The sequence below is a fragment of the Hymenobacter aranciens genome (assembly GCF_030580865.1).
Taxonomy (GTDB): Bacteria; Bacteroidota; Bacteroidia; order Cytophagales; family Hymenobacteraceae; genus Hymenobacter; species Hymenobacter aranciens.
In genome coordinates this window covers 24,775-44,533 of record NZ_JAUQSY010000012.1, presented here as the reverse complement: position 1 = coordinate 44,533, position 19,759 = coordinate 24,775, and the positions used below count along the sequence as shown (strand labels likewise).

The window sequence follows — 19,759 nt, the reverse complement described above, 5'->3', positions numbered from 1 at the left end:
CACCTTTGCACCATGCTAGCTGCTTACCGCCGGTCGCTGCCACTGCTGCGCATCCCATTTTCGCTGTATCTGATGCCCGTGTTCTGGTTTGGGCTAAGTGCCCTGCCCGGGCCGTGGGCGGCGGGGCGGGCGGCGGCCGTGTTCGTGGTGTTGCACTTATTTGCCTACCCCGCCTCCAACGGCTACAACTCCTTCTACGATAAGGACGAAGACAGTATCGGCGGCCTTAAGACCCCGCCCAAAGTCACGCCTGAGCTGCTGCACCTCGTGCGGCTTTTCGATGCGTTGGCCGGGCTGGGGGCGCTGCTGATTTCGCCGGTTTTTGCGGCCCTGCTGGTTATTTACCTGCTAGTTTCCAAAGCCTACAGCTACGACGGCATCCGGCTCAAAAAGTACCCACTGCTCAGCACGCTGGTGGTGGTGATATTCCAGGGCGCCTTCACGTTTTTGATGACTCAGGTGGGCGTGGGCGCTACCGTGCCGCAGCTGCTGGAGCCTACCAACCTGCTGCTGGCGCTAGTGAGCAGCTTGTTTTTGTGCGGCTCCTATCCTCTCACGCAGGTATATCAGCACCAGGAAGATGCTCGCCGTGGCGACCGTACCCTAAGCCTGCGGCTGGGCATTCGGGGCACGTTCGTGTTCGCGGCTGTCGGGCTGCTGGCGGGGGCCGCTACCCTGGCCCTGGCCCACTGGCTGCGGCAGGATGCGCGGGCTATTCTCATTTTTCTGGTGGCCACCGGGCCAGTGGTAGCCTTATTTATCCGCTGGGCCTGGCAGGTATGGCATAATCCCACAGCGGCCGACTTTGAGCACACCATGCGTATGAATCAAGTATCATCATTGTGCTTGAGTAGCGCCTTTATCGCGCAGCTGTTACTGACTACCTGACTGAACTTTACCCAAAAATTCAAGGTTGACACACAGGTATTTTCAGCCGTACTTGAGCCTTTTATCCTGCACCACCCGAAACAATCGTCGCTATTGCCGCAGTTGTAGTGGTCTCACGGCCCGATTCCCAGAAATAGACAGCCCATTTATCATCCAAAACTGCGTCAAGCCACTTTTTCTTGGTACTATTCCGGTTTTGACACTTACCCTACTGCGGTTTTTTAGCTAAAATGGGCTATATTTCGCCTTCGTTTGCTTGGCTCGCCCAATTGAGGGCAACTTTACCTCACCCTTCTTGAAACAAACTTTACCTTTCATTCTGCATTATGGTCAATTTACCAGACGGTACACTCTCTTTCCAAACTGCACCCTCGACTTTGCTCATGCCTAATACTGTCGTTGTTCAGGCGCGGCCAGCTAAAGCCAACCGGTTTCGTCAGCTATGGAAGTTTAGGAAATGGCTGGGGGCTACGGCGGCATTGGTGCTGCTGGCCTTTATCAGCTACTGTAATGTTGACCGCACCCTCACCGATGAGGACCGGCAGTACATTCACCTCTACCTGCCTGGCGTACCCGAAGGCATTGCTCCCACGCTAAGCTTCGAAGAGCAAATTCGCCTGATTGAGCATGCTCAACAGGCCGTGCATAAGCGCACTACCGGCTGGGAAGGAATTCCCGAAGGGCAGCCGCGCGAGCCCAAGCAGCTCTACCTCGGCCGCACCGGCATGTGCTATGACCGCAGCCGGGTGCTGGAAAAAATCTTTACCTACCTGGGGTTTCCCAACCGCCACCTGGCGATGTTTGAGCGCGAGCCCAACGTGCACGCCTACACCACCATCCTGCTACACCACGTTTCGAGCCACGCCATTTCGGAAGTCAAGACCAAAAAAGGCTGGCTCATGGTCGACTCCAACACCCTCTGGCTGAGCCTCAACGACGACTACCAGCCCGTTTCTATGCCGCAGCTGCAGCAGCGCTACAAACACGGCGAAACCATTCACTGGGCCAACCCCATCGTCACGGAGTTCGACAACTTCTACAACAGCCGCTGCATTGCCCTCTACGGGCTGTATTCGCGGCACGGCCGCTTTTATCCGCCCTACGTTTCGGGCATTCCCGACTACCGTGTGCGCGGGCTGCTCTATAATTTTGAGCAGGTCGGCGACTAGCTGCCGCTTTATTTTTCCGATAACAAAAAGCCCCGCGCCGATAGTCGACGCGGGGCTTTTTTTGGCCTGACGAGTGGCAGCTTAGCCGTTCATCGCCAGCAGGAATTCTTCGTTGTCGCGGGTGCCTTTGATACGGTCCTTGAGGAATTCCATGGCCTCGGTGGCCGTCATGTCCGACATGAACTTGCGCAGCACCCACACCCGGTTTAGCTCGTCCTTGCTCATGAGCAGGTCTTCGCGGCGGGTGCCGGAGGCCGGAATGTCGATGGCCGGGAACACGCGCTTGTTGGCCAGCTTGCGGTCGAGCTGCAATTCCATGTTGCCGGTGCCCTTGAATTCCTCGAAAATCACCTCATCCATCTTCGAGCCCGTGTCGATGAGGGCCGTGGCGATGATGGTGAGCGAGCCCGGCCCTTCGATGTTGCGGGCGGCGCCGAAGAAGCGCTTGGGCTTTTGCAGCGCCCCGGCGTCGATACCCCCCGAAAGGATGCGCGACGAGCTGGGCTGCACGGTATTATAAGCCCGGGCCAGGCGGGTGATGGAGTCGAGCAGAATCACTACGTCGTGCCCGCACTCCACGAGGCGGCGGGCTTTGTCGAGGGCCATCTGCGCGATTTTCACGTGGCGGTCGGCCGTTTCGTCGAAGGTCGAGCTGAGCACTTCGGCCTTCACGGTGCGAGCCATGTCGGTTACTTCCTCCGGGCGCTCGTCGATGAGCAGCACCATGAGGTACACCTCGGGGTGGTTTTCGGCGATGGAGTTAGCAATTTCCTGCAGCAGGACGGTTTTACCGGTCTTGGGCTGGGCCACGATGAGGCCACGCTGGCCCTTGCCGATGGGCGCAAACAAATCGAGCACGCGGGTGCTAATCTGCGTGGGCTTGCTGGTAAGTTTCAGCTTCTCATCGGCGAAGAGCGGAGTGAGGTGGCTGAAGGGCACCCGGTCGCGGACTTCCTCCACGCTGCGGCCGTTCATGCTTTCCACGTTCACGAGGGCGAAGTATTTTTCGCCTTCGCGCGGTGGGCGAATGGTGCACACCACCGTGTCGCCGGCTTTCAGCGCAAACTGTTTCACCTGCTGCGTCGACACAAAAATATCGTCGGGCGAGGCCAGATAATTATAGAAGGGCGAGCGCAGGAAGCCGTAGCCGCCGTCGGGCATCAGCTCGAAGGTGCCGTGGCCGGGCACCACCATATCGAGCTCCTGGCGCTGCGGACGCGGCTGGTTTTGCTGCTGCTGAGGCTGTTCACCGCCGTTTTGCTGGCGGCGCTCCTGCCGTTCCCGGTCGCGCTGGGCAAACCGGTCTTCGCGGCTCGCGCGGGGCTGGCCGTCCTGAGCGGGGCTGCCTTCGGCGCGGGGGGCGTCGTTGCGGGGCTGGTCGTTGGGGCGCGGCTCGCGGGGGGCGTCGTTGCGGGGCTGGTCGTTGCGGCGCTCGCGGCCATCGCGGGGCTGGTCGTTGCGCCGTTGGCCATCGCGGCCGTCCCGGGGTTGGTCGCGGCCGTCGCGCTGGTCGCGGTTGTCGCGCTCAAAACGGTCGGCGCGGCTTTCGCGGCGCGGCTCCATATCGGCCTGGCCTACGCCCGAACCAAAATCGGAGCGGGGCTCGGCCGCTTCGGCAGGAGCGGCGGCCTGGGCGGCAGCTTCGGCGGCACGGGCTTCGTAGTTGATGGGGCGGCCGGCGCGGTCCACACGTTCGCGGCGCTCGCGGCGGGGCTGGTTGTTATCGGTAGCGGCGTCGGCCGCCAAGGTTTCCGAAGCATCGGCCGTTTCAGGAGCGGAAGCTTCAGGAGCAGCAACCGGCGCAGCCACTTCGATGGGGGCAACTACAGCAGCCGCCATTTCAATGGGCTCGACAAACTGCGGAGCGGCTGGGGTTTCCGGCTGCGGCGTAGCGGGCGTTTCAACAGCGGCCGCCGCAGCGGGGCGCGGAGCGCGGGCCGGCCGAATGGGCCGGGCGGCAGGCGTAGCCGGGGCGGCAGGCGTAGCAGCAACGGGAGCATCGGCAGTAGGCGGCCCTACATCACTGAAAGGCTGCTCAATGACAGGGACGGCAGGCCGGCGGGACTGGTTGCGCGGCGCGGCTTTGGCGGGCGCTACTGGCCGCTGACTGGCGGCGGGCTTGACCGCCGGAGCCGGCTGGGCGGGCTCGTCGGAGGGCACCGGCACGTTGGGGTTGAGGGCCTGCTGGTCGAGGATTTTGTAAATCAGCTCCTGCTTGGTGAGCTTTTTAAAATTGCCCACGTTCATGCGCTCGGCAATTTCCTTGAGGTCGGACAGCAGCCGGTCCTTCAACTCGTTAATGGTGTACATACAGGGAATAAGGGGGAAACATCGTCGGGAAGCGGCGCAACGGGCGCCGGGGCGGTTGACGCAACACGAGGGGAATGGGGGAGGCCGGGACCCGGCCGGGCTGCGCTAAAACATTCGCAGCAAGCGCCTACTGCCACTCGGCAGCTTCGGGCGCAACACGCTAAAACAGTAAAAAAGGGCTGAACAGGACCGCGGAAAAACGCAAATCAGGCGGGTCGCTAGCGGAGGCTAAGCCCCGCCGGACCGGCCCCGACGGCCAGTTGCTTGCGCAATGTTAGCGCATTACGGCCAAACTGCCAAATTAGATGTGCCTGGAAAGGGGCAAAAGCGCCTTCCCGGGCCAAATTAACTGGTGACGTGCGGCGCACCGGGGCCGCAAGTCCTACCTTTGCCCTAGTTTACACGCATCTTTCTCATGCTGCAAGTTTCCGTCATCAAAGAGCAAACCGACCGCGTGCTGGCCGGCCTTGCCAAAAAACACTACAAAACCGCCGCGGCCGATGTGGCCGCCATCCTCGACCTCGACCAACGCCGCCGCCAGCTCCAGACCTCGCACGACTCGGCCCAGGCCGAGGCCAACGACCTGGCCCGCCAAATCGGCCAGCTGATGAAAAGCGGCGACAAAGCCGGCGCCGAAACCCTCAAGGCCCGCACCGCCGAGCTCAAGCAGCATACCAAAACCGCCTCCGAAGAATTGGCCCAGGTGGAACACGAGCAGCAGCAACTCCTCTACAAGCTGCCCAACCTGCCTCACGCCAGCGTGCCCGAAGGCCGCTCGGCCGCCGACAACGAGGTGGTGCGCGAAGGCGGCCAGAAACCCGCGCTACCCGCCGATGCCCAGCCCCACTGGGAGTTGATTAAGAAATACGACATCATCGACTTCGACCTCGGCATCAAAATCACCGGCGCGGGCTTCCCGGTGTACAAAAACCAGGGCGCCCGCCTGCAGCGCGCGCTTATCAACTTCTTTCTCGACGAGGCCCGCGACGCCGGCTACACCGAAATCCAGCCACCCATCCTGGTGAACGAGGCCAGCGGCTACGGCACCGGCCAACTCCCTGACAAAGAAGGCCAGATGTACCACGACGCGCAGGACAACCTGTACCTGATTCCAACCTCGGAGGTGCCCATCACCAACCTGTACCGCGACGAAATCATCGCGACGGACAAGCTGCCCATCAAGAACACCGGCTACACGCCCTGCTTCCGCCGCGAGGCTGGCTCGTGGGGCGCCGACGTGCGCGGGCTGAACCGCCTGCACCAGTTCGACAAGGTGGAAATCGTGCAAATCACGGAGCCCGAGCGCAGCTACGAAGCGCTGGATGGCATGGTGGCCCACATCGAAAACCTGCTGCAGAAGCTGGAGCTACCCTACCGCGTGCTGCGCCTCTGCGGCGGCGACATGAGCTTCACCTCGGCCCTGACCTACGACCTGGAGGTGTGGAGCGCCGCCCAGGGCCGCTGGCTCGAAGTGAGCTCGGCCTCGAACTTTGAGACCTACCAGGCCAACCGCCTCAAGTGCCGCTACCGCGCCGAGGGTGGCAAAACGCAATTGCTGCACACGCTGAATGGCTCGGCACTGGCGCTGCCGCGCATCGTGGCCGCGCTGCTGGAAAATAACCAGACCAGCGACGGCATTAACCTGCCGGCGGTGCTGCACTCGTACTGCGGGTTTAGCAAGATTGGGTAAGTTTGCCGTTCTCTAATCAGCAATCTTCAGTATGCATTACCAGGAGCAAGTAGAAAAAGTACTGGGTACTCATCAGCATTCTAGCTTACGAACCTGTTTTGACCCTTATGCTCATGAATGGAGTGAAACCACATTGCCTCAGAAAGCTGCTATCCTCCATAAATGCGTAACTGCAGGGCTAAGCATAGAGCACTTGGTTCGTGAGTATCAGTTTGAATACAGTGAATTAAAAGGGGCATACGCTGTAGAAGACACTCACATAGCACTTGCTGCCATTCTTAATCATGTGTTCTTGGCTGCAAATGCTGAAAATCCATTTTTAAAGTAAAACAGAATTCACAAGAAGGCCCGGCTAAGTAGTTAGCCGGGCCTTTTGCGTGTTTTACAACTTTCCCAAAACCTGCCGTTACTTTGGGTCAACGCACGGGATACACCTCGCCAACGCGGTTGCCTATAAACGGCGAACCCCCGGCGTTAGGCGACGCCAGGGGTTCAGGAAGAAGGTGGTTACACACCTAAATCCGTACTCAAATGGAAAAGGACCGTGTGAAATCGGAAGTCAGGTTCAAACTTGATTTCCGAATACCCGAAGGGCTGGTCAAATGGCTCTTTTGGTTTCTAGTGAGCGGTGGAGCCTTATCGGCCGCCGAACACTGGATTAAGTAGGGTAAGGGGCTGGGCCGCGAGGTTCGGCCCCTTATTTTTTGATGTTGACGCTGCCAGTTGCAACGACTTTCGTTGCAAATATACACCAACTGGCCAGCAATAGTTGCGCTCTTATTGGTGGCAGTCCACCTTATTGCGTTACTGGCTACGCCTCCGGCTTCACATCCGCCGGCTCGGTGTCATTCACAATATAATCGTCAAATTTCCGGGCATTGGTCTGCGCATACAGCGCCTTGCCGGTGCCGCAGATGTCCATCAGCTCGGCGTAGAGGGCGTTGGCGGCCCGGATGCGGGCATCGGCGGCCTCGCCGCGGGCGGTTTCGGCGTCCTGCTGCTCGCCGAGGCGGGTGAGGAAGGTGGCGTTGCGGGTTTCGAGCTCGGTAAGCAGGTCGGCGGTGAGGCCTTTGGCGGCGTACTTGTCCAGGCTGGCGCGGCCCACGCGCACGGCGCGGATGATGCCGAGGTGTAGGTCGCCCTCGCTGGCGTTGTCGAGGCCGGCGGTGCCAAACTTCTTGTAGCCCGAGGTGCTGGGCTTGTCGACGGTGCCCACGATGCCCATCACGATTTGCAGCTGGGTGATGAGGTCGCGCTGCGCGGCGTCCTTGCGGTCGGTAGCCTCCTGCTTGGTTTGGTCGAGCTCGCCGTCGGTGGGCAGCGCGGTGAAATCGGTAATCTGGCCTTTAAAATCGGTGATGCGCTTGAGCGGGATGCCGCGCCCCTCCAGCTCTTTTGCATCACGCACCATGAAAAGCTGCTTTTCGAAACTAACCGTGACCAGGTCGCTTTGCGACATGTTAAAATCGGCAACAATCGGAACCTCACGCATGACTACAATCCAGTAAAAAAAGAAAGACACAACCCCCTAGGGGCTAGCACTTCACTCGAAGCACGGGCCGAATATAGGGAGTTGTTTTCATTTTTCACCACCCCCGGCCCAAAGGCCGGCCGGTAGCCATCAAACTGGCGCCGGCAGGTCGTAAAGGCCTAGCGGCCATTATCCCGCCCCCAGCGGGAGCTTACGCAAGAATAGCGGGTGGTTTCGATGGCCCACCGGGAGCTTTCAAACGCTCAGCGGGTGACATGAAACGGTCAGCGGGAGCACTTTCCCGGCGTTTGATAGCACTTTTCCGACTTTCTACGGCACCAGGGACCTGATGCTAGTATTCGGCAAAGGCCTCGTCCACGAAGCACCACAGCCAGCGCTCACCCGGCTGGGCCGAGGCAATAACAGGATGTTGCGTGGCCTGAAAATGCCGGGTAGCATGCTTGTTTTTCGAGTCGTCGCAGCAGCCCACGTGGCCGCAGGCCTGGCACACGCGCAGGTGCACCCAGGTGTCGCCCAGAGCCACGCACTCGGCGCAAACCTGGGTGGTGGCGGGGCGGATTTCGGTGAGGGCCGCGAGGTGCTGGCAGAGCTTGGGGTTCATGGCAAAAGCGGGGGTAAGCGAGCTTGCAATATAGCGCCGCCGGTCCGGCCCGGGTTCGGCGATGTAGGCCGCGGTTGCGTATCGACTAGCTCACGCTCTGTTTCTCGTTCGTATGTGGGTTGTTTTTTCGTTGGTGGCGGCGCTGTTGGCCGCCGTGGTGGTTACGCTGTCGAAGGTGGGCGTAAAGAACCTGGAATCCAGTGTGGTGTTTGCCGTGCAGTCGGTGCTGATAGTGGCCGTGGCCTGGGGCGTGGTGGCCTGGCAGGGGCACCTGAAGCAGGTGGGCGAAATCGACCGGCGCACCTGGGTGTTTCTCATCGCGGCGGGGGTGCTTACCTGCGCCTCGTCGCTGTTTTCGTTTCAGGCCCTCAAGCTGGGGCAGGCCTCGCGCACCTCGTCGTTCGACAAGATTTCGCTGGTCTTTTCCATCCTGCTGGCCGTGTTTTTTCTGAAGGAAAAAGTAACCTGGCAGGTGATTCTGGGCGCGGCCCTGATGGCGGGCGGGGCCCTGCTCATTGCCTTCACGCGGGAGGCGAAGTAAGGCGAACCGCAGGTCGGCGTTACACGCTGGGCCAGACCCGGTCCAGCTGCTGCTCCTGCATGCACCGGAAATGCCCCTGCGGGCACTTGGCAAAGCCGATTTTGGAGCAGGGCCGGCAGGGCAGCCCCAGCACCTCCAGCTTCTCAAACTCGGTCCGAAACGGATACATGCCGAACTCGGGCACTGTATTGCCCCACACGCTGTAAATCAACTTGCCAAAGGCGGCCGCAATGTGCATCAGGCCCGTGTCGTGGCTCACCACGAAGCTGGCCTGCCGCAGCAGCGAGGCCGACTGATGCAGCGAGTAGCGCCCGCAGCCGTTTTCAATGGGCGAATGGGTGAATGGGCGAATGGGTGAATGAGCAGCTACGTCCTTCATAGCAGCCAGTATTGCCTCGGCCACCGGCGCATCTTCGGGGCCGCCGAGCAGCATGAGGGGGCGCGGGGCCAGGCGCTGGCACAGCTCCACCAGCTTGGCCAGCGGCAGGCGCTTGGTGGCGTGCTGCGCGCCGATGGCCACGGCCACGTAGCCGGGGTGGAAGGCGGGCGGCAGGGTTTTTACGTCCACCTCCTGGCCTTCGGGGATGAAATAGTCAAGCCCCTGGCCATCGTCCCGCACGCCCAGCGGCGCGGCGGCCGCCAGGTAGCGCTGCACGATATGCACGTCGGGCAGGCGGTTGATTTTCAGATTTACCAGCAGCCACTTCGGCCAGTTCAGCTTGTCGAAGCTACTCGATTTCACCCCCAGCCGCAGCTTGATGAGGCGGGTGCGCAGGTTGTTGTGCAGGTCGACGATGAAGTCGAACTGCTCGGCTTTCAGCTCGCTTACCAGGTCGTTCAGGCTGCCGGTCAGGCAATGCACTTTGGCCACGTAGGGGTTGGGCTCCAGCAGGCCCCGGTAGCCGGGCTTGGTGGCTACGTGCACGGCCGCGCCCGGCAGCTGCTGCGCCAGCGCCCGCAGCACCGGCGTGGTCAGCACGATGTCGCCGATGGAGGAAAAGCGGAGGACGAGGATTTTCATGAGAACGAAACTCCCCTCCTTTTCAAGGAGGGGACGCCAAGCCGCAGGCTTGGCTGGGGTGGTTGGACGTCGGCAGGGCTCACACGCCGATAGGAAATTAATTACTCATACAAACGAGCTCTAACGGCGCGACCGGGCGAACCACCCCCGTTTTCGCTACGCGAAAACATCCCCTCCTTTCCAAGGAGGGGAGTTTTCGTTCTCTCATGCTCTACCCAAACAACGACTCCTTAAACTCCAGCGGCGGCTTGATGCCCGCCTTGCGCTGCTCAAAATACGCCGCCACCTCGTCCACCGACTTTGCGTTGAAGGTCATCTCCTTGGTGAGGTGGCCTTTGCGGCCCATCAGCACGCCGTAGCGCATGTCGGCGTAGCCGTCGGTGTGGTGGGCGTCGGGGTTGATGCTCAGCTGCACGCCCTGGTCGAGGGCGTAGCGCACCCAGCGCCAGTCGAGGTCGAGGCGCCAGGGGTTGGCGTTGATTTCGATGATAACCTGGTGCTTGGCGCAGGCGTCGATGACGGCTTTGTAGTTGATGGGGTAGCCCTGGCGGCGCAGCAGCAGGCGGCCGGTGGGGTGGCCCAGCATGGTGCAGTAGGGGTTTTCGATGGCCCGCAGCAGGCGGTTGGTGGCCTTCTGCTCGTCCATTTTCAGGTTCGAGTGGATGGAGGCCACGATGAAATCGAAGCTCGCCAGCACCTCGGCGGGGTAGTCGAGGGCGCCATCGCTGAGGATGTCGCTTTCGATGCCCTTGAAGATGCGGAAGGGCGCCAATTCGGCGTTCAGCTTGTCGATTTCCTGGTGCTGCTGGCGCACCCGCTCCACGCTGAGGCCGTTGGCATAATGGGCGGCCTGCGAGTGGTCGCAGATGCCCAGGTACTCGTAGCCGTGGTCGCGCAGCCAGGTGGCCATTTCGCGCAGTGTGTGGTTGCCGTCGGAGTAGGTGCTGTGGTTGTGCAGCGAGCCGCGCAGGTCGGCGTCCTCCAGCAGGTGCGGGAGCTTTTTGTCGGCGGCCAGGCCGATTTCGCCCAGTCCCTCACGCAATTCAGGCACGATAAATTGCAGGCCGGCGCGTTCATACAGCGCCTCTTCCTGCTGGAATTTCTCGCGCCGCGCCAGCTGCCGCAGCGTGGCGGATTGCGCCAGCGGCTCGTCCAGATGCCCCTCGGCAGCCGAGTTCAAAAACACCTCGGTGGCAAAGTTTTCGGGCTGCACCAGCAGCACCTCCACCCCTACCCCGGAGTCGGTGGCGGTGCCGCGCCAGGCCCAGGGGCCCGAGCGGCGCGGGTCGGCCAGCAGGCCGGCCGAGGCATTGAGCAGCGCGTGTACCGGCGCGGGGTTGGCGGTAGCGGCCACCAGGCGCACGGTTTCCACGGTTTCGAGGCGGCGGCGCAGCTCGCCGGCGATGGCCACCTGGTCGGTGCGCAGGGTTTCGCGCAGGCGGGCGGCCAGCGCTTCGGCCAGGTTTTCGGCCTGCGGATAGAGCAGCTTACCCTTGCTCTGGCCCGCAAATTCCAGGGCTTCGAGGATGGCGTCCTGCGTCTTTTTACCAAAGCCTTTGAGCTTGCTCACCTGGTCGGTTTCGGCGGCTTCGCGCAGGGCCTCGGGGGTTTCGATGCCCAGCTCGCGCCACAAAGCGCGCACTTTCTTGGGGCCGATGCCTTTGATGTTCAGCAGCTCGACCACGCCGGGCGGGGTGATTTCGAGCAGGCGCTGCAGGTCCGAGAACGTGCCGGTATCGAGCAGCTCGGCCACCTTGGCGGCGGCGGTTTTGCTCAGGCCGGTGCGGTCGGGCAGGCCGGCGCGCTCCACCTCGGCCACCGGGAAGCTCAGGGCGTCGAGGGCGTTGGCCGTGCCTTCGATGGCGCGGATTTTGAACGGGTTTTCATCGTGCAGCTCCATGAGCTGGGCGGCCAGCTTGAAGGCCCGGGTAAGGTCGCGGTTGTCCACTTGCGAAAAGGCTTTAGGAAAAACGAAAGTACGGCCGGGCGTAGCTTAGCCACGTAAAACCAGCGGGGCCAGCCCGAAAAAAGCGGGCGCCCCGCCCACCCGACAGGGCCCTTTTACGTTGCGCCACCCTCTTTGCTTCGTGCTTATGTTTTACCCCTCCGCCAAACTCCTGCTGCTGCCGCTGGCGCTGCTAGCGGCCTGTCAGGCTACTGATTCCAAGCCCGTGGTTTCTTCCCTGAAAGCCCTGGAAGGCACCTGGCTGAACGCGCACGAGGAAAACCGGGGCGACACCCTCGTGTATCGCCCCAACACCTACAAATTTCCGCCGGCGCGGGGCCGCACGGGCTTCGCCATCGAGCCCTACGGCCGCTTCACGCAGTACGACATTGCCCCCACCGACGGCCTCGAAGGCCGCGACGGCACCTGGACCGCCACCGGCCCGCACCGCCTGCGTATTCATCTGGAAGACGGCGGCACGCCCGACTATACGCTGGAAGTAATTTCTTTGAAGGGCAAGGTGCTGACCGTGCGGCAGCAGCGGCCCTGACTTCATCCGGCCTTCATGCCAGCCCGGGAGCTTTGCTGAATCCGCTGAACGCAACGGCATTGCCGGCCGTTAGCGGAACATCACACAATTCTTTTTCGCATGGCATTTGGTGCTGCTATCATCCGTTTCCGGGCTGTTGTTTTGGGGTTGATGCTGCTGGCGCTGGCTCCGGCGCGCCCGGGCATCGCGGCCGTTCAACTTCTTCCCCCAGCCGCCGAAGTGCCCACCGGCTGGCTCGGCGACCTGAGCGCGGCCCAGGCGCAGGCGCGGGCTACCAACCGGCCGTTGCTGGTCGTGTTTTCGGGTTCCGACTGGTGCAAGCCCTGCATCATGTATGAGCAAGAGGTTTTTGCGCAGCCCGACTTTATGGCTTTCGCTAAAGACCGGCTGGTGCTGGCGCACTTCGATTTTCCGCGCCTGAAGAAAAACCAGCCCAGCGCCGCCCAGCTCAAGCTCAACGAAGCCGCTGCCGCCCAGCTCAACCGGGCGGGTGATTTTCCGCTGGTCGTCATCATCTCGCCCGAGGGCAAGGTGCTGGCCAAAACCGGCTACCTGGCCGGTGGCCCGGCCGCCTTCACGGCGTATCTGAAGCAGGTGGTTCCGACGCTGCCGTAATTTCTCGCCCGCCTTGACTGCTTTCCCTAACTATCAGCTTTGGAGCCGGCTACGGCCGGTGGGCGCCTATGTCCTGGCCGCCCTGCTACTGCTTGGGAGCCGCCCGACGCCGGCCAGCCCCCCGGTGGCCCACAGCTACACCCGCAGCGCCCACCTGATGGGTTCGCGCTTCACGTTCACGGTAGTAGCGGCCGACGACTCGGCCGGGCAGCGGGCCCTGCGCGCCAGTCTGGCCGAAGTGCGGCGCATCGACCACCTGATGTCGTTCTGGGATTCTACCTCGCAGATTACCCGCATCAACCGCGCGGCGGGCCTGCGCCCGGTGGCGGTCGATGCCGAAACCTTCGAGCTCATTCAGCGCACCATACGGCTGTCGCAGCTCAGTGACGGGGCCTTCGACATCACTTTTGCCAGCGCCGACAAGCTCTATAAATTTGACCGGCAGACCCACCCGGCACTACCCGATTCGGCGCTGGTGCGGGCCTCGGTGCGGCGCATCGGCTGGCAGAAAATCCAGCTCGACGCCCGGGCGCACACGGTTTTTCTGCCCGAAAAAGGGATGCGCATCAATCTGGCGGGCATCCTGCAGGGCTACGGCATCCGGCGGGCGCGGGCGGTGCTCGACGGGCTGGGCATCCGGGGCGGCCTGCTCAACGGCTCGGGCGACATTCTGTGCTGGGGCCGGCAGGCCGACGGCTCGCTCTGGCGCGTGGCCATCGGCGACCCTGACCACCCGCGCAGCGTGGCCGCCTGGATTGACGTGACCGACGTGGCTGTGGTGACGGCCGGCAACTACGAGCAGTATTTCACGGTGGGCGGCACCGTGTACGGCCACATTATCAACCCGCGCACGGGCTACCCGTCGGTGGGTTTGCGCTCGGTCACCATCGTGTGCCCCGATGTGGAGCTGGCCGACGGCCTCGATGAAGTCGTGTTCGTAAAAGGTCCTGAAGCCGGCCTGGCCTTCATCAACCGCCTGCAGAATGTGGCCTGCACGCTGATTACCGACGACAACCGCACGCTCGTATCGAACGGCATGGCGCTCAAGTATTACCACGGCCCCGCCGCCGCCCAACGTCCCTGACTTTTATGCCAATTCCCTTTTCTAAACGGCTAGTAGCGGCGCTGGCGCTGGCCGGCGGCTTGGCGCTACCGGGCTGCGTGTCGGTGGCTGCCTACCAGAAAGCCTACCTGAACGACGAGGACATGAAGCTGGCCAGCAAGCCGGTGGAAGCGCCCGAAACCAACTTCGAAAGCTACCGCGAGGGCGCCGGCGGGGCCAACGGCGGCAAAGTAGGCGGCGGCTGCGGCTGCAATTAATTTTGAGTATCGCAGTATGAAGGCCTTTTTCGCTACCCTTATCCTGCTGAGCGGGCTGGCCATGCAGGCCCGGGCCCAAACCCAGCCCGGCACCACGCTCAGCCCCAACCGCATCGATGGCTACGGGGCACCCCTGGGGCCGCCGGTGCCGGTGAGCCGCGCCGCCGAGCCCGCCACCATCGACATCATCGGCGGTTATTATCAGCAGGATGGCAGCCACGGGGCCGTGGAGGGCGGCCGTGGCACCCAGCAGCTCACCGACGTGCCCCCGGCCATCATCGTGAACGTGCCCCTCGACACGGTGAGCCGGCTGTCGGCCAACGTGGGCGCCGATTTTTACGCCTCGGCCTCGACGGATAGGATTGATTTTGCGCTCAGTACGCCGTCCAGCCACGACGTGCGCTACCACGGCGACTTCGGCTACAGCCGCGAGCAGCGGACCAAAGGCCGCCTGTGGGGCGTGGGCGCGGGCGTATCGAAAGAATACGACTACTTCTCGACCAACGTCACGGCCTCCTTCGCCAAAACCTCGCGCGATGGCAACCGCCAGCTCAGCGTGGCCGGCCAGGTGTTTTTCGACCAGGTGACGCTGATTGCGCCATTGGAGCTGCGCACCAACGGCCGCAAGGAAAACGGCACTGATACCCGCCAGACCTACAACTTCACGGCCACGTATTCGCAGGTAATAAGCAAGCGCCTGCAGCTGGCCGTCAACGCCGAGCTGGTGTCGCAGAACGGACTGCTGAGCACGCCGTTCCACCGGGTGTATTTCTACGACAACCCCACGCCCAACCCGGCGCCCGCGGCCCCTACCGACTTCGCGGCCACGGCCCCTTCGGCCCCCAAGGCCGAGCTGCTGCCGCGCACCCGCCTCAAGTACCCGGTGAGCTTGCGGCTGAACTACTACGCCACCGACCTGGTGCAGCTGCGCGCTTTTTACCGTTTCTATAACGACAATTTTGGCATCGTGGCCCACACCCTGGAAGTGGAGCTGCCGGTGAAAGTGACGCCGTTTTTCGTGCTCTACCCCTTCTACCGCTACCACACCCAGATAGCCTCCCGGTATTTCGCGCCTTACCTGGGCCATTCGATTAACGATGAATACTATACCTCCGACTACGACCTGTCGGCCTTCGCGGCCAACAAGCTGGGCCTGGGCCTGCGCTACTCCCCGGTGTATGGCATCGGGCGCTTCCGGGTGCCGGGCAAAACCACCCAGGGTCTCCCCCACGTCATGCGCTTCCGGTCGGTAGACCTGCGCTACGCGCACTACCAGCAAACCGGGGCCAGCCGCTACGCCACCGCCGACCGGGCCGACCTGATTGCCAACATCGTAAGCTTCGACCTGGGCTTTAGTCTGTAATCTTTACCCCGACTACGTTCGGGATTTATTTCCTTTGCGGTGTGCAAATGCGGCCGGCCGGCATCTATGCCAGTGCCGGCCGTTTCCGTCTGCCTCCTGCTGTTTTCTATTTCCCCCTCCCCTCCCTTGAATCACTGGCTCGTTAAATCGGAACCCGAAGCGTACTCCTGGACCGTCTTCGTACAGGACAACGGCACCGCCTGGACCGGCGTGCGCAACTACCAGGCCCGCAACAATCTCAACCTCATGCAGCCCGGCGACCTCGTGCTTTACTACCACAGCGTGAGCGAGAAAGCCGTGGTGGGCGTGGCCGAAGTAGCCGCCCCCGCCGCCCCCGACACCACCGCCGAGCCCGGCTCGCCCTGGGTAGCCGTGCAGCTGCGCCCGCTGCAGCCCCTGGCCCGCCCCGTGCCGCTGGCCGCCCTCAAGGCCGATGCACGGCTGCAGCAGCTGGGACTCATCCGGCAGTCGCGGCTGTCGGTGACGCCCGTGCGGCCCGAGGAATTCGATGCCATTGTGGAACTAGGCAGCGGGGCCGATGTTGGCTGAAAAGAAATGACCTGAAGCGGCGTTTTCCCGTAATTACCGACTATTGGCCTACCTTGTATAAGAAGAGGCTTTTCGGCTCATCATCTGTTGTTTTCCTTAAATTCCGGGGTATGAAACCTTGCTACTACCTACTCTTGCTGCTGCTGCGCCCGGCACTGCTGTGGGCGCAGGTACCGGCCAGCTCCCCGCCCGATGCGCCCATTCAGACGGCCCGCACCGAACTGCCCCTGAGCAACAGCAGCAGCGAGGCGCACGTGCAGCCCCTGCCCGCCGACAGCAGCGTGGTGGTACTGCTGGGCCGCGACAAGCCATTTACCAGCAAGACCAGCTACTTCTTTCAGCGCTACAACCGCGAGCTGCAGCTGACGCAGGAAACCGAAGTAGCCGTGCCCGACGAATTCAGCTTTGCCCGCATGTGCGCCGAGGGCACGGTGGTATACGCCCTGTTTTCGTCGCGCGTCACGCCCGGGCGGCTGTGGGCCGCCGCTTACAGCGGCGTGCTGGGGCAGGTGCACATCCAGCAGTTCGACACCAAGCTGAGCCGCGAGATAGTCGAGCTCAAAGCGCTTGACGGGCGGCTGTTTGCCACGGTAGTGCTGGCCGACCAGTCGCACGTCACGGCCCTGTTGCTGGAGGTGGCCACCGGCCGCATGCAGTATCTGGCGGCCGTGTACGAGCCGGCGCCCACGCAGTTCACTTTCGTGGCCAATGCGGCGGCCGGCCGCGCCGAATACGTGCTGAGCCAAACCAACGGCCGCAAAAGCCGTCTGCAGCTTAAGCAGCTCTCCGACCGTGGCCAGCTCATTCATTCCGAGTTCATTCAGACCGAGAGCGAGCGCAGTCTCATCACGGCCCAAATCAGTCCGCCGCAGGATACCACCGCCCGCCTGCTGATGGGCACCTACTCGCTGCGCGACCCTACGTACGCCCAGGGCCTCTTTGCCACCGACTTAACGCAGGGCAATGGCCCCAAGGCGCCGCTCCGCTTCTACGACTTTCTGCGGCTCAAGCACTTTTTCGATTACCTCAAGCCCGCCCGGCAGGCCCGGCTGCGCGCCCGCGTCGAGCGCCGCCTGGCCAAAACGCTGCCTCCCCTGCGCTGGCACTACCGCCTGCTGCTGCACGAGCTGCGCCCGCAGGCCGATGGCAGCTATGTACTGGTAGCTGAGGTATATTACCCGCACTACCGCTACAACAACTACGGTGGTTTCGGCCCCATTGGCTCGGCGGGCTACAGCCCTTCGCCCTTCAGCTACTCCAACTCCCGCGTGTTCGACGGCTACCAGACCACCCACGTGCTGGTGTGCGGCTTCGACCGCCAGGGTACCCTGCAGTGGGACAATACTTTCGTGGTGGACAACCTGCGCCGCTACGAGCTCGAAGAAGCCGTGCGCCTGCAAACCCTGCCCGACGGTCGGCTCGTACTGGCCTACATCGACGAGGACAAGCTACGCTACAAAGTAGTGAACCGCGCCGAGCACTCGCCTAACGACCTGCAGGTGCCCATCCAAACCGCCCCCGTGGGCACCGTCGAAAAAGTGGCCGATACCAGCAATGCCGATTTGCAGCCCTGGTTTGGTAGCCGCTTCGTAGCCAGCGGCTACCAGCGTCTGCGTACCAACCGCGGGCCGGAGCGGGAGGTGTTTTTTCTGAACGCCGTGGCGTTTTAAAACAACCCAATGGCCGGAATGGAGTAAACCCCATTCTACTTTTGCGCCATGACTATGCTTTCCAAACTCCGCTTACCCGCTCTGCTTCTGTTGGTGCTGCTGGCTGCCTGCCGCGCTGGAGGCCCCAGCACGCCGGCCCGCACGGTGGCTTCCTTTTTCTCGAAATACGAAGGCCGCGACGGCTTCAAAACCGCCGACTGGTCGGCCGACTTGCTCGACCGGCTGGCGCTGGTGAAGGCCGCCAAACTCCTCGGTGGCACCGACTTTACCGATGGCATCACCGGCATTCGCTCGGCCCGCGTCATTGGCTTCGCCCCGGTTACGGCTTCGGCCCGGGCCCTCTCGCGCGAAGGCCTGCGGGCCGAAGCCACTGGCATTCTGCAGAATGAAAAGTACGAGCCGCTGGTTAACACTTCGTCCAGCGACGGCGGCTACCAGGTTTCGGTACGCGGCTCCGGCGATAAGATTTCGGAGTTCGCCGCCATCGGCCAGTTGCCCGATGTAGCGGATTCCTTTGTGCTGGTGTCGGTGAATGGGAATTTCACCCGCTCGCAGGTACAGGCTCTGACGAAGTACCTGCCGCAAATTCTGCGCGCTACGGCCAAGTAGCTGTCCTGCTGAACGCAGCGAAGCGTCCTTTCACGCCGGAACAGGTCGTTCCGACATGAAAGGACGCTTCGCTGTGTTCAGCAGGGTATATCCTTACTTCTTCATCAGCCGCTCAATGTCATCCGCCAGCAGCGGAATGTCGGCCATCAAATCCTCATTCCCGCTCGCCGTCAGCAGAATATCATTCTCCAGGCGAATGCCCAGGTTTTCCTCGGGAATGTATATGCCGGGCTCGCAGGTGTACACCATGCCCGCCTCAAACTTGCGGTATTTGGCGCCCACGTCGTGCACGTCGAGCCCCAGGTAATGGCTGGTGCCGTGCATGAAATACTTCTTGTAGAGCGGCGCTTCGGGGTCCTGGTTTTTCACGTCGTCGGCCCGCAGCAGGTCGAGCTTGATGAGCTCTCCGGTCATTTTTTCGCCCACGCTTTTGTGGTAGGCTTCGATTTCGTTGCCGGCTACGAGCTGGGTTTTGGCGTAGTTCATCACGCTCAAAACAGCCTCGTACACATCGCGCTGACGCTGCGAAAACCTGCCATTCACCGGGATGGAGCGCGAGAGGTCGGCCGCGTAGTTGGCGTACTCGGCACCGAAGTCGAGCAGCAGCACGTCGCCGTCCTGGCACTGCCGGTCGTTGCTGACGTAGTGCAGGATAGTGGCGCTTTTGCCCGAGGCAATGATGCTGCCGTAAGCCGGCCCGCGGCTGCGGCTGCGCACAAATTCGTGCAGGATTTCGGCCTCAATCTCAAACTCCCACACACCCGGCTGCACGAAGCCCAGCAGCCGCCGAAACGCCTGCCCCGTGATGCGGCAGGCCTCGCGCATCAGCCGGATTTCCTCCGGGCTCTTGATGGCGCGCAGCTGGTGCAGCAGCGGCGCGGCCCGGCGGTACTGGTGCAGCGGGTATTGCGCCTGCAACTGTTTGATGAAGCGGGCATCGCGCGTTTCGACTTCCACCACCGAGCGGATGTGCTCGTTGGTGTTGAGGTACACGTACTCGGCCTCGTTCATCAGCGCCGCGAGTACCGCCGGCAGGCTGTCGAGCCACATAATGGTTTGCACGCCCGACTGGGCGCGGGCCTCATCCTTGGTCAGCTTGTAGCCTTCCCAGATGAGGATGTGGTCGGAAGTTTCGCGCAGAAACAGGATTTCGCGGTACTTCTCCAGCCGCGCCTCGGGGCAGATAAGCAGGACGCTTTCCTCCTGGTCGACGCCGGAGAGGTAAAACAGGTCGTTGTTCTGGCGGAAGGCCATCGTGCCGTCAGCATTGGTCGGCATGATGTCGTTGGCCTGGAAAATAGCCAGCGAATTGGGTTTCAGCAGCTCGCGGAAGCGGCGACGATTTTCAATAAACAGCTCAGGGGCAATGGGGCCGTAGCGCATGGAAAAGGGGATTGTTGGGAGTTGCAAGTTAAGCGTTGGCGCC

General features: G+C 62.3%; 19 protein-coding genes. 13 read left to right on the top strand and 6 right to left on the bottom strand.

Annotated elements, in window-relative coordinates; translation table 11 throughout:
* The first annotated feature begins 12 nt into the window (after window positions 1–12).
* Both Q5H93_RS17415 and Q5H93_RS17410 read left to right on the top strand, forming a co-directional pair.
* Entirely contained in the window at window positions 13–888 is an 876-nt protein-coding gene (locus Q5H93_RS17415) for a UbiA family prenyltransferase (RefSeq protein ID WP_305007901.1), read from the top strand.
* Window positions 889–1,271: 383 nt separating this feature from the next.
* Window positions 1,272–2,057 (top strand): hypothetical protein, encoded by a 786-nt coding sequence (locus Q5H93_RS17410; RefSeq protein ID WP_305007900.1) that lies wholly within the window; start codon window positions 1,272–1,274, stop codon window positions 2,055–2,057.
* An 81-nt stretch (window positions 2,058–2,138) separates the two neighbouring features.
* Here Q5H93_RS17410 and rho read toward each other — a convergent pair whose 3' ends face one another.
* Entirely contained in the window at window positions 2,139–4,367 is a 2,229-nt protein-coding gene (gene rho / locus Q5H93_RS17405) for a transcription termination factor Rho (RefSeq protein ID WP_305007899.1), read from the bottom strand.
* A gap of 415 nt (window positions 4,368–4,782) precedes the next feature.
* Between rho and serS the strand changes: the two genes are divergently transcribed.
* Both serS and Q5H93_RS17395 read left to right on the top strand, forming a co-directional pair.
* Window positions 4,783–6,057 (top strand): serine--tRNA ligase, encoded by a 1,275-nt coding sequence (gene serS / locus Q5H93_RS17400; RefSeq protein ID WP_305007898.1) that lies wholly within the window; start codon window positions 4,783–4,785, stop codon window positions 6,055–6,057.
* Window positions 6,058–6,088: 31 nt separating this feature from the next.
* Window positions 6,089–6,385, top strand: coding sequence for a hypothetical protein (locus tag Q5H93_RS17395; protein ID WP_305007897.1), 297 nt, complete (start codon window positions 6,089–6,091; stop codon window positions 6,383–6,385).
* Between the two features lie 483 nt (window positions 6,386–6,868).
* Here Q5H93_RS17395 and Q5H93_RS17390 read toward each other — a convergent pair whose 3' ends face one another.
* Window positions 6,869–7,549: a hypothetical protein gene (locus Q5H93_RS17390; protein ID WP_305007896.1), complete on the bottom strand. Its 681-nt coding sequence runs from the start codon at window positions 7,547–7,549 to the stop codon at window positions 6,869–6,871.
* Between the two features lie 331 nt (window positions 7,550–7,880).
* Entirely contained in the window at window positions 7,881–8,150 is a 270-nt protein-coding gene (locus tag Q5H93_RS17385; RefSeq protein WP_305007895.1) for a UBP-type zinc finger domain-containing protein, read from the bottom strand.
* A 112-nt stretch (window positions 8,151–8,262) separates the two neighbouring features.
* Between Q5H93_RS17385 and Q5H93_RS17380 the strand changes: the two genes are divergently transcribed.
* Window positions 8,263–8,691 (top strand): EamA family transporter, encoded by a 429-nt coding sequence (locus tag Q5H93_RS17380; RefSeq protein WP_305007894.1) that lies wholly within the window; start codon window positions 8,263–8,265, stop codon window positions 8,689–8,691.
* A gap of 19 nt (window positions 8,692–8,710) precedes the next feature.
* Here the strand turns inward: Q5H93_RS17380 and Q5H93_RS17375 are convergent, their stop codons facing one another.
* On the bottom strand, window positions 8,711–9,712 hold the full coding sequence (locus tag Q5H93_RS17375) for a glycosyltransferase family 9 protein (protein ID WP_305007893.1): 1,002 nt from the start codon (window positions 9,710–9,712) through the stop codon (window positions 8,711–8,713).
* A 211-nt stretch (window positions 9,713–9,923) separates the two neighbouring features.
* On the bottom strand, window positions 9,924–11,660 hold the full coding sequence (gene polX, locus Q5H93_RS17370) for a DNA polymerase/3'-5' exonuclease PolX (RefSeq protein ID WP_305007892.1): 1,737 nt from the start codon (window positions 11,658–11,660) through the stop codon (window positions 9,924–9,926).
* Window positions 11,661–11,805: 145 nt separating this feature from the next.
* On the opposite strand from polX, the gene Q5H93_RS17365 reads away from it, so the two are divergent.
* From Q5H93_RS17365 to Q5H93_RS17330, 8 genes are all read left to right on the top strand, one after another.
* On the top strand, window positions 11,806–12,207 hold the full coding sequence (locus Q5H93_RS17365) for a hypothetical protein (RefSeq protein ID WP_305007891.1): 402 nt from the start codon (window positions 11,806–11,808) through the stop codon (window positions 12,205–12,207).
* Window positions 12,208–12,306: 99 nt separating this feature from the next.
* Window positions 12,307–12,822, top strand: a complete 516-nt coding sequence (locus Q5H93_RS17360; protein ID WP_305007890.1) for a thioredoxin family protein — start codon at window positions 12,307–12,309, stop codon at window positions 12,820–12,822.
* Between the two features lie 13 nt (window positions 12,823–12,835).
* Window positions 12,836–13,906 carry an FAD:protein FMN transferase gene (locus Q5H93_RS17355; RefSeq protein ID WP_305007889.1) on the top strand — a complete coding sequence of 357 codons (1,071 nt, stop codon included), beginning with the start codon at window positions 12,836–12,838 and terminating at the stop codon, window positions 13,904–13,906.
* Between the two features lie 5 nt (window positions 13,907–13,911).
* Window positions 13,912–14,142 carry a DUF4266 domain-containing protein gene (locus Q5H93_RS17350; RefSeq protein ID WP_305007888.1) on the top strand — a complete coding sequence of 77 codons (231 nt, stop codon included), beginning with the start codon at window positions 13,912–13,914 and terminating at the stop codon, window positions 14,140–14,142.
* Window positions 14,143–14,158: 16 nt separating this feature from the next.
* The gene (locus tag Q5H93_RS17345) at window positions 14,159–15,505 is read left to right on the top strand and encodes a DUF3570 domain-containing protein (protein WP_305007887.1); all 1,347 of its coding nucleotides are present in this window, start codon (window positions 14,159–14,161) and stop codon (window positions 15,503–15,505) included.
* Between the two features lie 126 nt (window positions 15,506–15,631).
* Complete coding sequence (locus Q5H93_RS17340; protein ID WP_305007886.1) at window positions 15,632–16,054, top strand: EVE domain-containing protein; 423 nt, start codon at window positions 15,632–15,634, stop codon at window positions 16,052–16,054.
* Between the two features lie 110 nt (window positions 16,055–16,164).
* Window positions 16,165–17,724 carry a hypothetical protein gene (locus Q5H93_RS17335; RefSeq protein WP_305007885.1) on the top strand — a complete coding sequence of 520 codons (1,560 nt, stop codon included), beginning with the start codon at window positions 16,165–16,167 and terminating at the stop codon, window positions 17,722–17,724.
* A gap of 54 nt (window positions 17,725–17,778) precedes the next feature.
* Window positions 17,779–18,333, top strand: coding sequence for a DUF4252 domain-containing protein (locus tag Q5H93_RS17330; RefSeq protein WP_305007884.1), 555 nt, complete (start codon window positions 17,779–17,781; stop codon window positions 18,331–18,333).
* A gap of 93 nt (window positions 18,334–18,426) precedes the next feature.
* On the opposite strand, the gene Q5H93_RS17325 is transcribed toward Q5H93_RS17330, so the two are convergent.
* Complete coding sequence (locus Q5H93_RS17325) at window positions 18,427–19,716, bottom strand: aminopeptidase P N-terminal domain-containing protein (protein WP_305007883.1); 1,290 nt, start codon at window positions 19,714–19,716, stop codon at window positions 18,427–18,429.
* Window positions 19,717–19,759 lie beyond the last annotated feature (43 nt).

What these genes read in the sequence shown, in the direction of transcription:
- Q5H93_RS17375 (WP_305007893.1), bottom strand. Translation starts at nt 9,712, where the DNA reads ATGAAAATCCTCGTCCTCCGCTTTTCCTCCATCGGCGACATCGTGCTG.
- Q5H93_RS17365 (WP_305007891.1), top strand. Translation starts at nt 11,806, where the DNA reads ATGTTTTACCCCTCCGCCAAACTCCTGCTGCTGCCGCTGGCGCTGCTA.
- Q5H93_RS17410 (WP_305007900.1), top strand. Translation starts at nt 1,272, where the DNA reads ATGCCTAATACTGTCGTTGTTCAGGCGCGGCCAGCTAAAGCCAACCGG.
- Q5H93_RS17360 (WP_305007890.1), top strand. Translation starts at nt 12,307, where the DNA reads ATGGCATTTGGTGCTGCTATCATCCGTTTCCGGGCTGTTGTTTTGGGG.
- Q5H93_RS17395 (WP_305007897.1), top strand. Translation starts at nt 6,089, where the DNA reads ATGCATTACCAGGAGCAAGTAGAAAAAGTACTGGGTACTCATCAGCAT.
- Q5H93_RS17390 (WP_305007896.1), bottom strand. Translation starts at nt 7,549, where the DNA reads ATGCGTGAGGTTCCGATTGTTGCCGATTTTAACATGTCGCAAAGCGAC.
- Q5H93_RS17345 (WP_305007887.1), top strand. Translation starts at nt 14,159, where the DNA reads ATGAAGGCCTTTTTCGCTACCCTTATCCTGCTGAGCGGGCTGGCCATG.
- Q5H93_RS17415 (WP_305007901.1), top strand. Translation starts at nt 13, where the DNA reads ATGCTAGCTGCTTACCGCCGGTCGCTGCCACTGCTGCGCATCCCATTT.
- Q5H93_RS17380 (WP_305007894.1), top strand. Translation starts at nt 8,263, where the DNA reads ATGTGGGTTGTTTTTTCGTTGGTGGCGGCGCTGTTGGCCGCCGTGGTG.
- Q5H93_RS17335 (WP_305007885.1), top strand. Translation starts at nt 16,165, where the DNA reads ATGAAACCTTGCTACTACCTACTCTTGCTGCTGCTGCGCCCGGCACTG.
- serS (WP_305007898.1), top strand. Translation starts at nt 4,783, where the DNA reads ATGCTGCAAGTTTCCGTCATCAAAGAGCAAACCGACCGCGTGCTGGCC.
- Q5H93_RS17385 (WP_305007895.1), bottom strand. Translation starts at nt 8,150, where the DNA reads ATGAACCCCAAGCTCTGCCAGCACCTCGCGGCCCTCACCGAAATCCGC.
- rho (WP_305007899.1), bottom strand. Translation starts at nt 4,367, where the DNA reads ATGTACACCATTAACGAGTTGAAGGACCGGCTGCTGTCCGACCTCAAG.
- Q5H93_RS17330 (WP_305007884.1), top strand. Translation starts at nt 17,779, where the DNA reads ATGCTTTCCAAACTCCGCTTACCCGCTCTGCTTCTGTTGGTGCTGCTG.
- Q5H93_RS17350 (WP_305007888.1), top strand. Translation starts at nt 13,912, where the DNA reads ATGCCAATTCCCTTTTCTAAACGGCTAGTAGCGGCGCTGGCGCTGGCC.
- Q5H93_RS17325 (WP_305007883.1), bottom strand. Translation starts at nt 19,716, where the DNA reads ATGCGCTACGGCCCCATTGCCCCTGAGCTGTTTATTGAAAATCGTCGC.